This window comes from Mahella sp. (assembly GCF_020054945.1).
Classification (GTDB): Bacteria; Bacillota; Clostridia; order Mahellales; family Mahellaceae; genus Mahella.
Window position 1 is genome coordinate 1 of record NZ_JAIHAU010000001.1, and the last position, 15,153, is coordinate 15,153.

The window sequence follows — 15,153 nt, forward strand, 5'->3', positions numbered from 1 at the left end:
AGCTGAGCGAAATTCACCGCATAATCGGATTTGCCTTGATTATACACATATACGGTGGTTTCGGGACCGGCCAATGCTATTTGCGACGTGCCGGACAATATGGCAGTCATGGCCTTATCGGATCCCTGAGCGGTGGTTACCTCTACTTTTAAACCTTCTTCTTCAAAGAATCCTTTATTGACTGCGACATATTGGCCTGTATAAAAGATGGAATGTATAGGTTCCGACACATTCAGCTCTATTAGCTCGCCTTGATCGCTGCAGCCTGCCAAAATAGCCAGTACTAGAATCATAAGTAAAAATACAACTGCGAATTTTTTCATATTGTTATATTCGCCTCCTTCCGATAATCCATATTATTCCGAAGAATAAAAAATGTGATTTCTATTTTCAATCACCGCATATTAGTGATAGAATGTAACTATTCAGTTATTACAATATAGGAGAGGAATCATTGATGAAGCATTCGATACTTATAAAAAACGGCAAAATACTTACCATGGCCGGACAAGATTATGATGACGGCGATTTGCTGATAGAGGATGGTAAGATAAAAGCTGTAGGCTATAACATAGATGCGGCTGAAAGCGTTGATATTGATATCATAGATGCCTCGGGGCTGTACGTATTGCCCGGCTTTATAGATGCCCATTGCCATGTTGGCATGTGGAACGATGGCATGGGGTTTGAAGGCGCCGACGGTAACGAGGATACCGATCCTTCCACACCACATTTAAGGGCGATAGATGGCGTGAATCCGTTTGACAGATGCTTTAGTGAGGCTATGGAAGCGGGTATAACCACAGTGGTCACCGGCCCGGGCAGCGCTAATGTGATAGGCGGACAATTCGTTGCGCTAAAGACGTATGGCCGCCGCACAGAGGATATGATAATAAAGGAACCGTTGGCCGTTAAAGCGGCTTTAGGCGAGAACCCCAAGCGTACCTATCATGATCAGGAAAAATCTCCTTATACACGCATGGCTATAGCCGGTATACTGCGTCAAAATCTCGTAAAAGCGCAGGAATACAAATGCAAACTAGAGGAATGTGCTCAAGATCCGGAAAAACGTCCGGAAAGGGATCTTGAGATGGAGGCTTTGATAAAAGTATTAAACAAAGAGATTCCCTTAAAAGTGCATGCACATAGAGCAGACGACATATTGACGGCAATACGGATAGCCAAGGAATTTGATATAAACATTACGTTGGATCACTGCACCGAGGGTTATATGATAGCCGATATACTAGCGGAAGAAGGGTATCCGGTCATACTCGGCCCGCTTATATCCGAGCGTTCCAAGATAGAACTGCGCAACCAAAGCATTACCGCGCCGGCTATATTATCCAAAGCCGGTATCAAGGTGGCCATCATGACCGATCATCCCGTTATACCGGTGCAATATCTGCCGGTATCGGCTGCCATAGCCGTCAGAGAAGGTATGGATGAGGTCGAAGCCATCAAGTCTATAACTATCAACGCCGCTCAGATAACCGGCATCGCGGATAGGGTAGGAAGCCTGGAAGTCGGTAAAGACGCTGATATAGCGATATTCGACGGTAATCCTTTAGAATTTCGCACAAAAAGCCGAATGGTATTTATAAACGGTCGATTGGTGTTTCGGAGGCAATAGATATGATAGAGGTAGATAGCGACGTTTTAGCGCTTAAAGATTATATCACAGATATGCGCAGACGACTCCATATGCATCCTGAAACAGGATTTAATGAGATTTTTACGCGCGATATGATACTTGAACAATTGAACACAATGCATTTCGACGAGATAAAGATTATGGCACAGACCGGAATAAAAGCTGTGATGATGGCGCCGAATGCGAGCAAAACCATAGCGTTAAGGGCTGATATGGATGCTCTATGCGTAACCGAACTTAACGATAACCCTTATATTTCTCAAAATAAGGGTTTTATGCATGCTTGCGGCCACGACGGCCATATGTCCATGCTTTTGGGCATAGCAAGATTATTGTCTGAGCATAAAAGCGATTTATCAGCAAATGTGGTTTTAATCTTCCAGCCGGCGGAGGAGTCGGAAGGGGGAGCTCAGATAATGATCGAACAAGGTGTATTGGATAACCCCAAAGTAGATGAGATATATGCCATGCACATATTCCCCGATGTGGAACAAGGGAAGATAGGTATACGGCCAGGTCCTATTATGGCGCAAACGGCTGAATTCGATATAGAAATAACCGGCCGCAGCGCTCATGGCGCTATGCCGCACAAAGGCATAGATACTATAGTCATAGCCTCGCATGTAATACAGATGCTCCAGTCTATATTGACGCGAAATGTCGATCCGGCCGAGCAGGCCCTTATAACTATAGGTCGGATATATGGTGGGGAGCGCCGCAACATAATAGCCGAACACACGATATTGGAGGGTATGCTGCGGACATTCAGCGACGAGGTATACGAGCTGATAAAGAGCAGGATCATGGCTGCACTGGAAGGGATGGGAAAAGCGTACAGTGCATCATTGAGCTATAAAGAGGTGGTAAACTATCCCGTAGTATTTAACGATATCGAATTAACAAGGCGTTTTATAAGCGTCATAGGCGAGGAAAATATCGTCGAAGTAAAACCTCAAATGATAGCCGAGGATTTTTCCTTTTATCAGAAGAAGGTGCCTGGCGTATACTTTTTGCTGGGAAGCAAAAATTCAAAAGGGGGGTTTACAGCGCCGCTGCATAGCAATCATTTTGACTTCGATGAGGATATACTCCTTATAGGGGTGCAAATATATAAGAAATTATTGAACATGAATTGTTGGGGTAATTGATAAATATGGAAATGAAAATCTCGATGCTGGATATGATCATGGCGCTATCCGCTGCTACTGATCTTATAAGCCCCTTTGTAAGCGGTCATCACAAAAGGGTAGCGTATATAGCATACAACTTGAGTAAGCAAATGGGATTACCCATTGCAGAGCAAGAAGAAATAGTGATAGCCGGCGCATTGCATGACAGTGGCGCTTTATCTCTTGAAGAAAGGCTGCATACGCTCAATTTTGAGGATGATTATCCGTATTTGCATGCGGAGATAGGTTACAGGCTCTTTAAGGATTTTGACCATTTAACCGTCTCCGCTTCTTTAATACGCCATCACCATGATAGATGGGATATACGCGGTGAAAGCACTCCGATGGGCAGCTATATACTGCATTTGGCTGATCGAATCGATGTTTTGATAGATAAAAACAGGGAAGTATTAGGACAGATAGACGGTATAAATAGCCAAATTGAGCCGCAATTTGGACACATGTTTATGCCCGGGCTAAGAGATGCATACCGCGCTTTGGCTGCAAAAGAAAGTTTTTGGCTTGATATTATATTTAAACCATTAAATGACATAAAAAGGCGATTATCATTATTAGAACCGATGCCTCTGAATATTGATAGCCTCTCGGATCTTACCGATATATTCAGGCATATAATTGATTTTAGAAGCCGATTTACAGCGACGCATTCGGCCGGCGTGGCTACGGTAGCCGAAACATTGTCTAGATTGTTCGGTTTTACAGAACAACAATGCCATATGATGAAGATAGCCGGTCATCTCCACGATTTAGGGAAACTGGCCGTACCCGAAGAAATTCTGGAGAAACCCGCGGAGCTTAACGTTCATGAATTCAATATAATGCGCAGCCATACCTTTCACACATATCGCATATTGGAAAGCGTAAAAGGATTGGAAGAGATAAACGAATGGGCATCCTTTCACCATGAACGCATAAACGGCAAGGGGTATCCCTTTCATTATAAGGGCAGCGAATTATCGTTGGGCGCAAGGATAATGGCCGTGGCCGACGTGTTTACCGCTATAACCGAAGACAGGCCATACCGCAAAGCCATGGATAAAAACCAAGCAATAAAAACGCTGAATTATATGGCGGTAGATTCTTTAGACGGCGATGCGGTATCGACGTTAATATTTAATTTCGATAAAATAAACGAAGAACGTAGGCATGTACAAAGTTTAGCGGCAGAAGAATATGACGATTTCCAAATATCGTCAGCTGAATGAATGTTGGTGCGAAAGGGGGGAGTCGAACCCCCACGCCCTTGCGGGCACTAGAACCTGAATCTAGCGAGTCTGCCAATTCCACCACTTTCGCATAATATCGCCTGCATATATGTATTATAATATAATCCAATAAAAAATGCAATAGGATAAATGGAGGGAAAATTATGAAAGTAACATTTTTGGGCGCTGCGCGCATGGTAACCGGTTCATGCTATTTGCTGGAGAACAAAAATATAAAGGTATTGGTGGATTGCGGTATGTTCCAAGGTGGAAAGGAAGAGGAAAAGAATAACTTTATGGATCTCCCGGTCAGCCTTTCCGACATAGACTATCTTCTGTTAACCCATGCTCATATAGATCACAGCGGCCGCATACCGTTGCTTTGTAAGCGTGGTTTTAAGGGCAAAATACTATCTACAAAGGCAACTGCCGACTTGTGCAGCATAATGCTACCCGATAGCGCTCATATACAGGAAATGGAGGCCGAATGGGCCACGCGTAAAGCTATGAGAGCTGGAAGGCCGCCGGTAGAACCGCTGTATACCATAGCCGACGCCGAATACGCCATGCAGTTCTTTGAACCCGTACCTTATAACGACATAATCCGATTAAACGATGATATATCTGTAAGATTTCAGGATGCCGGTCATATACTCGGTTCTGCCATAATAGAGATCTGGAATGCAGAGGACGATATAAAGCTGGTTTTCTCGGGAGACCTCGGCAATAGAAACCAGCCTATTATCAAAGATCCGTCCTTCATCGATGATGCGGATTATATATTTGTAGAATCGACATATGGTGATCGCCTTCATCAAGATAAATCCTATCGCGCTCACATGCTTTGGGATATTATACAGGATACCTTCGGTAAGGGAGGCAATGTAATAATACCGGCTTTTGCCATAGGCCGTACTCAAGAACTGCTTTATGAACTCAATACGGTCATAGAAGGCAATAACGCTGAAAACATATCGGTATATATCGACAGCCCTCTGGCCATAAAGGCTACCGAAATATTCAAGCGCGATGTACATGAATATTATGACAGTGATGCACTCAAACTTTTAAGCAACAGAGATGATCCTCTGGATTTCCCCGGTTTGGCCTTTACCCTTACCGCCGAGGAATCAAAGCAATTGAATTTTCTAAATCACAGCGCCGTTATAATAGCAGCTAGCGGCATGTGCGATGCCGGTCGTATAAGACATCATCTCAAACATAATCTATGGCGCCCCGAGAGCAGTGTGGTATTTATAGGATATCAGGCGGCGGGTACGCTGGGAAGACGTATACTGGATGGGGCTAAAATGGTTAAAATATTTGGCGAAGACATAGCCGTCAAAGCACGTATATATAGCATAGATAGTTTCTCAGCCCATGCCGACAAAAATGGTCTAATCGATTGGATGAGACATTTTAAGAATAAGCCCAAACAGGTATTCGTAATACACGGTGAGGATGATGTGGCTTCCGCCTTTGCTGCTACGCTAAACAGCGAACTCGATATGCATGCAACTGTACCATATTTGGGCCAAGCTTATGAGCTATGAGCATATACTACTTATTCACAGAAATAGTCATGAGCGGTTATGAAAAAACGGTTGTATATAATATAAATGATATGGTAAAATATATATGTAATCGGTATTGTGGAATATAATGGTAGGGAGCGTATGGACATGCCTGATGAAAAAACATATACTATATCGGAGGTCGCTAAACTTACGGGTTATGAACCTCATGTGATAAGATATTATGAGAAGGAATTCGATCTCAATATACCGAGAACGAAATCTAATCATCGCTATTTTACTTATAAGGAAATAGAACTTCTCGAATATATAAAGGCATTGCAGGATAAAGGGTTTACAAATTCCCAAATAAAGGACATCATAAACGCTCCTCAACAGCCATTGGATAATGAAGACACAAAATTTAATGCTGATGTTGCTACCACCGATCTGCCCGTACCGTCAGCAGGGCTGATGATGCAGGCAAATCTTAATGGAATTTTATCTGAATTAAAAGATGATATCCTTGAAGAAATGCGCATGCAGCTTCAAATGGAGCACGAGCCTTACCGTTTGGCATTGGCCGATATAGCCGACCAAATAAAAGAATTAGCCGCCAAGCTTAACGATAAGGATGAGGACGTGCTTATAAGCGAAAATGCCAGGTTAAAGATGCAGATCAAGCAAAAGGCTTATGAAATAGCTAGCCTTAAAGAGGAGCTGGCTCGCGAGAGGAATAAGAAGCGTTCTCTTTTTAGCCGCTTATTCGGGCGGTGACGGTTTATTGCACCGGTACGCCCTTGATCATGAACAGCGTTTCCCCATATTTGATATTTATATCTATATACTTTATCTCCGGTGCCAATGGCCAAAATTTGCAGTTTATAACCTGTTTCCAACCTAAAGGTTGATCCTCTGGGAAATCCAATATTTCAAAATACGGTATAGGTTGATGCGTTTCGCCTTTATCATCTACCAGCCAGATGACTTTGAAATCATCTTTAGAAAGCCTCTCCTTTTTTATATTTTCCACCAAAAACGTTATTCCAAAATAACTTTCGTCGCCTGTACTCCATGAATAAACGATAAAATACCTTTCTTGTATGATCTTTTCCACGCTTATTTTTATATCGCCGACACTGGAGCTATATGCGGATTCGCCATATATCGGATATGAAGAATCGGATGACAAAAATACTGTATCAGCGGTGTTGCCATTATGATATAATATAATAATAACAAGTGCCAGTAATATAATTATAAATATCGGGTACAGCGTGCGTTTCATGCATATCGCCTCCTTTTTATTTATATGATCCAAAATTACCATAAATCACATGCAATGGAATGCAGCCGATATACATATACTAGATCAAACAATAATGTTGAGAGGTGTATAGAAATGGCAGAAATTAATTTTAACCCTGAACAGCATCTTACCAAATTGCCCATAAGGCGCAGAGATAGTGAAACCGGGCGTTGGCATAACGAATCGGCCGATTATATGGAAGTAAAATGGCGTATGGTATGGTTCAGAAACGAAAATACGCAAAACACCCATACCGTTATAAAAGATAAGATAATAGATATAGAACGCCGATTCGCTTACTTTGAGGTGGAAGTCACGGATAGCAAAGGCAATGTAGAGATAGGTGTGGGATCCGAAACGGGCGATGATTTTGAGGATTATATAGAAAAGGCATATACCAAGGCTTATGGCAGAGCATTGGCGGCATTGGGCTACGGAACGCAATTTGCTCCGGAGATCAGCGACGACAACGCAGTGGTCGACGCTCCTGTCAGCCGTCCTGCTGCTGAAGCAACATCGGTAAATGCCAATGTGCGTCATGCTGACGATAATATAACTGATCCGCAGAGAAGGGCTATATATGCCATATATACCGCTATAGGGCTCACCGAAGAACAGATGCGCGATATTATACACAGACGATATAACAAGGATGACAGCAAAAAATTAACCAAACAGGAGGCCTCTGATCTCATAGATTATCTGAATGATATCCGAGTGACCAGGGAAACAACATGATGCGGTATTGTCAGCTCATACCGAATAAGATATACTATAGATAAAGAATCTATTAACGAAGAAGAGGAGAATTTATAGTGGCTCAGATAAAGGCTTTTAATGGAATAAGATATAACGAGCGATATAATAAGGATATAGCCAAGCTAACAGCGCCGCCTTATGACGTTATATCAGAACAGCAGCAGAAAGCGTTGCATGATGTCCATCCGTATAACGTTATAAGGCTGGAATATGGCCTAACGGAAGGGGATAATGAGGCTGATAATCGCTATACCAGGGCTGCCGCATATTTAGAGCAATGGTTGCGAGATGGCGTCTTGGTGCAGGATAAATCCCCGGCAATATACGTGTACCAGCAGGGTTTTACACTCGATGATGGACGGACGCTTACGCGTACCGGCTTTATATCGCTGGTGAAACTGGAGGAATTCTCCAAAGGCGTCGTATTACCTCATGAATATACCCTTTCCAAACCCAAGGCCGACAGATTAAATCTCATGCGCGCATGTAAGGCCAATTTCAGCCAGATATTCTCTTTATATGAGGATTCGGACGCTAAGATATCATACATATTAGAGGGTATAATACAGCAACCGGCCGATGTGGATTTCATCGATAGCGACGGCATATCGAACAAGTTATGGGTGATAGCCGATCAAAATATAATAGAGTTTATACAGCAGGCTATGTCCGATAAACGGATCTTTATAGCCGACGGGCATCACCGCTACGAAACGGCGCTCAATTTCAGGGCTGAAATGCGCGCGATAACCGGCAAATCCGATGGCGAGCAGCCTTTCGATTATGTCATGATGATGATGGTAGCCATGGAGGATCCAGGATTGGTGATACTGCCGACGCATAGAATAATAAAAAATATAAAAGGCTTGGATAAGGATACCTTGTTAAATGATATATCATCGGAATTCGATGTACAAGCGCTGGACGTATGCTCTTGCGAAGTATCGAACGTAATAGCGCAACATGAAGCCGATGAGATGCCGTTTTTTGTATATTATGATGGACGACGGTTTTATGCCTTGCAGCTAAAAAGCTGGGCCGATGTGGATAAGGCGTTACCCGATAAGCCGCGCGCTTATAAGCAATTGGACGTATCAGTGCTGCATTCTTTGATAATAAATAGCCTGTTGAAAATAGACGAGTATAGCGCGGCTCAACAAACATACATAACCTATACGCGCGATATATCAGAGGCTGTGGAGACGGTAAAAGACGGCGATGCTCAAATGGCTTTCATATTGCGTCCTACCAGGATAGAACAGGTGAAGGCCGTAGCATTGGCAGCAGAAAAGATGCCGCAAAAGTCCACATATTTCTACCCTAAATTATTGACTGGTTTGGTGATATATAAGTTCTAGTAACAGGGCATACTAGTTAAAAATTAACTAGTAGGGTGAAATATATGGATCAGCAAACTATAATAGATAAATTGAATTGGTTTTACGCTCTGGAATTAACCCAGATCGATAATTATACTAACCAGGCTGAATTTGTATCCGATCAATATGTATCGCAGGCATTGAAACGCTTCGCTTCTATAGAACAGCAACATGCCGATAACATAGCCGCACAGATGAAGCGTTTTGGTGCTATACCAAGCAAGGCGGGAAACATACTAGCGCCCCAATTGGGTAAAATATTAGGCAATGTTTTGGGTGCGGCCGGCATATTCCTGCTTTTAAGAACAAATGTGGCTATTGAACAAAAAGCCATAAGCGATTATAAGGATTTTATTGCTGAAATAAACGATGATGAGTTATTAAAAGTGCTGTGGTCAAATCTCATAGATGAAGACCTCCACAGCGCATGGATGTTGAATAAAGCGGAGCAATTGGCTATGGAAGGGGAGAAAGGATGATACGATGATATATGATTTGGCCATAATAGGCGCCGGTCCTGCCGGGAGCGCCGCGGCCAAAGCCGCCGCGGAAGGCGGTTTGTCGGTATTGTTGTTGGACAAGGCTGTGTTTCCACGGGATAAAACGTGCGGCGGCATGTTGTCTGCCAAGACGCTGGATGAATTGGGATTTGAGCTTCCCGATGAATTGATACAGCACGAGGCACATAAGGTAAGGGTATACGGTTATAACCTGGATAGCAGCGAATGGGACGAGAAACGCACGATAGGTAAGGCGGTCAAGCGCCGGTATTTCGATGATTTTTTGGTACATAAAGCCATCGACGCTGGCGCTTATTTCATTGAAGGGGCAAAGCTTACGGCAATCGATCAGAATAGTACAGGCATAATTATACGAACCAGTAGAGGCTGTTTCTCAGCCAGATACGTTATAGGTGCAGATGGAGTGTTCAGTCCTACGGCGGCATTGAGCGGTATACACGGTCGTTTGCCGATTTGGCAGATGGGGTTTACCATGGAAGCCGAAGTTCATGTACCAGTGCTGAACAGCGATTATGGAACAGCCGAGTTTTATTTTATACCCTTCCTGGGAGGGTTCGGTTGGGCATTCCCCCAAAAGGATGGCTATAATATAGGCGTAGGGTGCGTTGCATGGAATCATAAGCGTTTGACAACATATTTTTATGAATTCGCCGAGAGGATACTAAAGCATAAAGGAATCAATGCGCCTGTTCCCAAAGCAAAAGGTTGTTTTCTCCCAGCAGGCGGAATTCCAAGAAGAATAAGCAAAAGCAATATTGTGTTGGCAGGTGATGCGGCCGGATTCGTCGACCCGTTTTCCGGAGAGGGTATATACTATGCTTTGCGTAGCGGTCACATAGCCGCTCAAACGCTGTTGGAAGTTATAAAAGCCGGCGGTGACTGGGGTAAGGCATACGCGCGTAGATGTGCGGCCGAGTTCTATCATGATTTTCGCCTCTCCCTTTTGGTGGCACTGGTATCTGGCAAAAAAACTCAATTCCAATATGATGTGCTGAAAGAAAACCCAAGTATGGTGAGAGCTATACCAATTATAATGTGTCAGAGACATCCGTATGATACGGTGTTGAAAGAAAATCTCTTACCTATGCCAGGGAGAATGTTTAGAACTCTTATACATAAACATGCATAAAAAACCTTCAGCCTATCAAAACTAGTTATAAAATATAGGCTGGAGGTAGTTAAATGCCGATAAAGGTTATAAAACGCAAGAAGAATAAATCTGATAAAGCCAATACACAGACTTCATCAGCTATGATAGCTCCGTCAGCTACTTCTCTATATAACAAATTAGAAGATAACATTAGCCTATTTGCGACTCTATTTTCTGATTGTTCCGACGTAATATTTCGCCGTTTCCAAATAGGAAAGGATAACCCTTTACCGGCAGCCATAATATATGTAGACGGTTTGGCAAACCGCCAAAGCGTAGATCTTGAAATAATGGAACCGCTTATGTACTTTACGCGCATAGATCAAAAAAATGCCATGTCGAACATCGATATCGAAATCATAAAACAGCTCAACATAACGGTAGGTGAAATAAAAGAGGATCAAAATGTAATGAACATTGTAAACGCGATATTATCGGGCGATACGGCTATGTTTATAGATAACTTTCCTGTTGCTCTTATACTCAATAGCCGCGGCTGGGAAAACCGCGGTGTCCAAGAGCCCACCACCGAAAATGTGATACGCGGGCCTAAAGAGGGCTTTACAGAAACCGTACGCTTTAATACAGCGCTCATAAGGCGGCGTATTAAAGATCCAAAGCTTAAAATGAAGGGGTTTAAGCTGGGCAAACGCACTAAGACTGATGTGGTCATAGCTTACATGGATGATATAGTAAATGAAACTTTACTTCAAGAGATTGAAAAGAGGCTCAATACTATAGATACCGACGCTGTATTTGAAAGCGGCTATATAGAACAATTTATCGAAGACAGCCCTTTTTCACCTTTCCCCCAGATGCAGACCACGGAACGTCCGGATAAGGTGGCCGGTAATCTATTAGAAGGTCGAGTAGCTATATTAGTCGATGGAACGCCGGTAGCTCTGATAGCGCCGGCTACCTTTGCTCAACTTTATCAGTCCCCGGAAGATTATTATGAGCGAGCTATATTTGGTACGGCAGTTCGACTAATACGTCTAATGGGGTTATTTTTAGCCACATCACTGCCGTCCTTTTACGTGGCTGTATTAACTTATCATCATGAAATGATACCTACGCAATTGGTGCTGGCATTGGCCCGTTCTCGCATGGGCGTACCTTTCCCAGCAATATTGGAAGCATTGCTTATGGAGGGCGTGATAGAGATATTGCGCGAGGCTACGACGCGCCTACCGGGTACTATAGGGCAAACCATAGGCATTATAGGTACGCTGGTCATAGGACAGGCTGCTGTGGCAGCCAAATTGGTCAGCCCCGCTATGATAATTATAGTGTCTATAACCGCCATAGGCGCATACATTACACCCAATTACAGTACCACTTATTCTATACGCTTTATACGGTTCCCGCTTATGATAGCAGCCGCTTTTTTCGGCGTATTTGGTATAGCGGCTATGTGGCTGTTTATTATAATCCATCTGGCCGGCTTGGAGAGTTTCGGTATACCATATCTGGCCCCTGTGGCCCCGTTTAAGCTATCAGATATAAAAGATACCATCGTGCGTTTTCCATTATGGGCTATGAAGAAACGCCCCATGATACCTGAAAATCGAAATCTTATAAGACAGGGTAGCAGCGCTGTGGCGTCATCGAGGAGGAGAACCAGGTGGTAAACCCTAATCTAAATAAAGACGATTCCATATCATTATGGCAATTGTTTGCAATATTAGAAAATAGTATATTGGGTACGGGCCTGCTCAATATAGCCAAGACAGTATCCAAGGTTTCAGGCCAAGATGCATGGATATCTACTCTGTTGGCCGGGTTTATCATCATACCATTTTTGTGGTGTTACAGTTCATTATCAAGACGGTTTCCAGGCCATACGTTAGTGGATTATTCTACCAGGATAATCGGAAAGCTACTTGGCAATATGGTAAACATATCGTACATATTGTTTGAAATCCTTATAGCCGCACTTGTGTTGCGTATAATGGCTGACTTTATATCCACATGGTTCCTTCCGAATACGCCTATTGAAAGTCTTCTGATAATAACATTATTCTTGGTTATATATATGTCTCAAGGCGGTATAAGAACCGTAGCGCGTACGAGTGAGGTTATATTATTTCTAGTGGTTCCATTTATAATATTGCTTATACCGCCGGCTACGCGTATAGAGATAAACAATCTTAAGCCCGTCTTACAAAGCGGCTATGTCAACATAATTAAAGGCAGTATACCTGCGTTATATAGTTTTTACGGCTTTGAGGTATTATTTATAGCATCGGCTTTTATAAGCGATACCAAAAAAATATTTCGAACATCTGCCATGTGCATAAGCATCAACGTTGTTTTTTATACATTGGTAGTAATAGCTATAATAGGCGTTATGGGTACTGAGATACTTAAATATATAAATTATCCTACTATATATTATATAAAAAGTGAGCGTTTTCCGTTTTTTGAGAGAGTAGATTTATTCTTTGCCTTCTTTTGGACGTTTAATATATTTATGACTATAGGCATTGCGTTTTATAGCGCCGCACTGAGCATGTCACAGCTATTGAATCTTAAACCCAAATATGGCAGGAATATCGGTTGGATGTTGGCTATAGCTGTTTACTTTATAGCTAAAATACCAAAAAATAGCATAGAGGTGGCAAGATATATGCTTTATATATCTTATATGGGTATAGTGGTGGCCATGCTGATACCTCTCATATTGGCTGTTACAGCCGCTATAAGGCACATCGGCATAAAGGATGACGATAAAGCATGAAACGATATGTTATTGGCTTGGCGGTTATGTTAGCATTATCATTGACATTAACGGGATGCTGGGATGCTAAACAGCTCCAGGATATGTATATGAGTTACGGTATAGGTATAGATACGGCAGAAGGGCAGTCCAATATGGTGACGGTGACATTAACTGCCCCCACGTTAACCGAAGGCGCTAAAGAGCAGCTACAGATTTTATCAAGCCAGGGGCATTCTATAGACGAAGCCATAAATGATATGCAGGCCAAGAGCCATCAAATAATATCGGTGGCCCATGACCGAGTATTGGTTATAGGGGAACAAGCTGCAAAAAACGGTATTTCAGAATATCTGGACACCTTTGTGCGCAATCCGTCTATAAGAAATGACATGTATGTAACGGTTGCAAAGGGTAAAGCGGAAGAGCTGCTCAATATCCAGCTTAAACAAGATCCGTTCATAGCATTGTATTTAACTCAACTTTTAGAGAAAAACCGAAGGTTATCCAAGGTACCCTTGGTAACCGTAGTAGATTTATTCGGCAAAATGGTCGATAAAGATAGCGATCCAGTATTGCCTTATGTAGAGGTAACTGAAGGCAGGGATGGATTGATTGCCCGGGGAATAGCTGTTTTTGCCGATGATAAATATAAGGGCAACTTATTAAACGATGGGGCCGTGGTTTTTATGATGATGAGCAATAAAGCGAAGAGCGTAAATCTAACGTATAAGAGCTTTAAATCAACAGAGAATGATGATGTTTATTCCACTGTCAATATACATGGCATTAGCAACGATATAAAATGTAGATTGAATGGGGATAAACTATCTATAGATATGAAGATAAAGGGCGATGCCGATCTGATAGAGCATAAAGTCACGCGGCCGTTGAGCGAGAGCGATATAGGACGTGAGGAGCAAGCGTTGGAACGGGAACTTATAAACGATATGAACGATGTCATGAGAAAATTGCAGAAAGAATATCGATCTGATCCTCTAGGGTTGTGCCGATGCGTCAAAATAGAATATCCGGATTATTATGATAGTATCGATTGGAAAAGTATATATCCTGATGTAGATGTAAATATATCTGCCGAAATAAATATAAATCGTATAGGCACATCCAGCTGATTATGGTATAATACAGCTGAACAGCAAAAATATGCAGGGAGGGTTTTATGAGAAAGGGCTATATTCAAGTATATACAGGTAACGGTAAAGGTAAAACCACGGCGGCTCTGGGATTGGCGCTGCGGGCAGTGGGGCGGGGTCTAAAGGTTATAATGATTCAGTTTCTTAAAGGTATAGATAGCGGGGAGCTTCATTCCGCTCAGCGTTTGGCCCCCGAGTTTACCATATATCGCTTCGAGTCATCGCATAAATTTATAAGCGATATGAGCAATGATGAATTGACACAGCTCAGGCAGGATATAAGCCGCGGTTTTGACTTCTCTAAACAGATGATACGGGAAAATGCATGCGACATACTCATACTGGATGAGATTATGGCGGCCATACACAGCGGTTTTGTAAGCATTCCGGAAGTAATAGAGCTTATACGCTTGAAACCTGATAATATGGAATTGATACTGACCGGCCGCAATGTGCCCGATGAAATAGCAGATCTAGCCGACCTCATAACCGAAATGAGACCCGTAAAGCATTATTATGACAAAGGCGTTGCGGCGCGTAAAGGGATAGAACTTTAGTACCTATGGCAGCTCTTTTGTGCTATAATTATATCTGTAAAT

The 15,153-nt window shown here is 42.6% G+C and carries 15 protein-coding genes and 1 tRNA gene; 13 read left to right on the top strand and 3 right to left on the bottom strand.

All coding sequences use genetic code 11. The annotated features are described in order from the left end of the window. Window positions 1–323, bottom strand: a 323-nt coding sequence (locus tag JG770_RS00005) for an ABC transporter substrate-binding protein (RefSeq protein WP_291953634.1), incomplete at its 3' end; no start/stop codon positions are given. A 134-nt stretch (window positions 324–457) separates the two neighbouring features. Here JG770_RS00005 and JG770_RS00010 point away from each other — a divergent pair. From JG770_RS00010 to JG770_RS00020, 3 genes are read left to right on the top strand one after another with little or no spacing between them, the layout of a single operon-like run. Beyond that, window positions 458–1,633 carry an amidohydrolase gene (locus JG770_RS00010; protein WP_291953635.1) on the top strand — a complete coding sequence of 392 codons (1,176 nt, stop codon included), beginning with the start codon at window positions 458–460 and terminating at the stop codon, window positions 1,631–1,633. 2 nt (window positions 1,634–1,635) lie between these two features. Then, window positions 1,636–2,802: a M20 family metallopeptidase gene (locus JG770_RS00015; protein ID WP_291953636.1), complete on the top strand. Its 1,167-nt coding sequence runs from the start codon at window positions 1,636–1,638 to the stop codon at window positions 2,800–2,802. Window positions 2,803–2,807: 5 nt separating this feature from the next. After that, entirely contained in the window at window positions 2,808–4,049 is a 1,242-nt protein-coding gene (locus tag JG770_RS00020) for an HD domain-containing phosphohydrolase (RefSeq protein WP_291953638.1), read from the top strand. 4 nt (window positions 4,050–4,053) lie between these two features. Here JG770_RS00020 and JG770_RS00025 read toward each other — a convergent pair. Beyond that, window positions 4,054–4,140: transfer RNA gene (locus JG770_RS00025), tRNA-Leu, on the bottom strand. A gap of 73 nt (window positions 4,141–4,213) precedes the next feature. On the opposite strand from JG770_RS00025, the gene JG770_RS00030 reads away from it, so the two are divergent. Continuing rightward, window positions 4,214–5,602 carry an MBL fold metallo-hydrolase gene (locus tag JG770_RS00030; RefSeq protein ID WP_291953640.1) on the top strand — a complete coding sequence of 463 codons (1,389 nt, stop codon included), beginning with the start codon at window positions 4,214–4,216 and terminating at the stop codon, window positions 5,600–5,602. A 129-nt stretch (window positions 5,603–5,731) separates the two neighbouring features. Next, window positions 5,732–6,340 (top strand): MerR family transcriptional regulator, encoded by a 609-nt coding sequence (locus tag JG770_RS00035; protein WP_291953642.1) that lies wholly within the window; start codon window positions 5,732–5,734, stop codon window positions 6,338–6,340. A gap of 4 nt (window positions 6,341–6,344) precedes the next feature. Here the strand turns inward: JG770_RS00035 and JG770_RS00040 are convergent, their stop codons facing one another. Next, on the bottom strand, window positions 6,345–6,851 hold the full coding sequence (locus JG770_RS00040) for a hypothetical protein (RefSeq protein ID WP_291953644.1): 507 nt from the start codon (window positions 6,849–6,851) through the stop codon (window positions 6,345–6,347). Window positions 6,852–6,965: 114 nt separating this feature from the next. Between JG770_RS00040 and JG770_RS00045 the strand changes: the two genes are divergently transcribed. The 8 genes from JG770_RS00045 to JG770_RS00080 all read left to right on the top strand — a co-directional run bounded on the left by JG770_RS00045 (window position 6,966) and on the right by JG770_RS00080 (window position 15,111). Then, window positions 6,966–7,610 (top strand): hypothetical protein, encoded by a 645-nt coding sequence (locus JG770_RS00045; RefSeq protein ID WP_291953645.1) that lies wholly within the window; start codon window positions 6,966–6,968, stop codon window positions 7,608–7,610. Between the two features lie 77 nt (window positions 7,611–7,687). Then, complete coding sequence (locus tag JG770_RS00050) at window positions 7,688–8,989, top strand: DUF1015 domain-containing protein (RefSeq protein ID WP_291953647.1); 1,302 nt, start codon at window positions 7,688–7,690, stop codon at window positions 8,987–8,989. Window positions 8,990–9,033: 44 nt separating this feature from the next. Next, the gene (locus tag JG770_RS00055; RefSeq protein ID WP_291953649.1) at window positions 9,034–9,489 is read left to right on the top strand and encodes a ferritin-like domain-containing protein; all 456 of its coding nucleotides are present in this window, start codon (window positions 9,034–9,036) and stop codon (window positions 9,487–9,489) included. A 4-nt stretch (window positions 9,490–9,493) separates the two neighbouring features. Then, window positions 9,494–10,660 (top strand): geranylgeranyl reductase family protein, encoded by a 1,167-nt coding sequence (locus JG770_RS00060; RefSeq protein ID WP_291953651.1) that lies wholly within the window; start codon window positions 9,494–9,496, stop codon window positions 10,658–10,660. Window positions 10,661–10,713: 53 nt separating this feature from the next. Beyond that, the gene (locus JG770_RS00065) at window positions 10,714–12,312 is read left to right on the top strand and encodes a spore germination protein (RefSeq protein ID WP_291953652.1); all 1,599 of its coding nucleotides are present in this window, start codon (window positions 10,714–10,716) and stop codon (window positions 12,310–12,312) included. Then, entirely contained in the window at window positions 12,306–13,421 is a 1,116-nt protein-coding gene (locus tag JG770_RS00070) for an endospore germination permease (RefSeq protein ID WP_291953654.1), read from the top strand. Before JG770_RS00065 ends, JG770_RS00070 begins: the two co-directional genes overlap by 7 nt. After that, window positions 13,418–14,533, top strand: a complete 1,116-nt coding sequence (locus tag JG770_RS00075; RefSeq protein ID WP_291953657.1) for a Ger(x)C family spore germination protein — start codon at window positions 13,418–13,420, stop codon at window positions 14,531–14,533. The genes JG770_RS00070 and JG770_RS00075 overlap by 4 nt, the downstream gene beginning before the upstream one ends. A gap of 47 nt (window positions 14,534–14,580) precedes the next feature. Further along, entirely contained in the window at window positions 14,581–15,111 is a 531-nt protein-coding gene (locus JG770_RS00080) for a cob(I)yrinic acid a,c-diamide adenosyltransferase (protein WP_291953659.1), read from the top strand. Window positions 15,112–15,153: the final 42 nt, after the last annotated feature.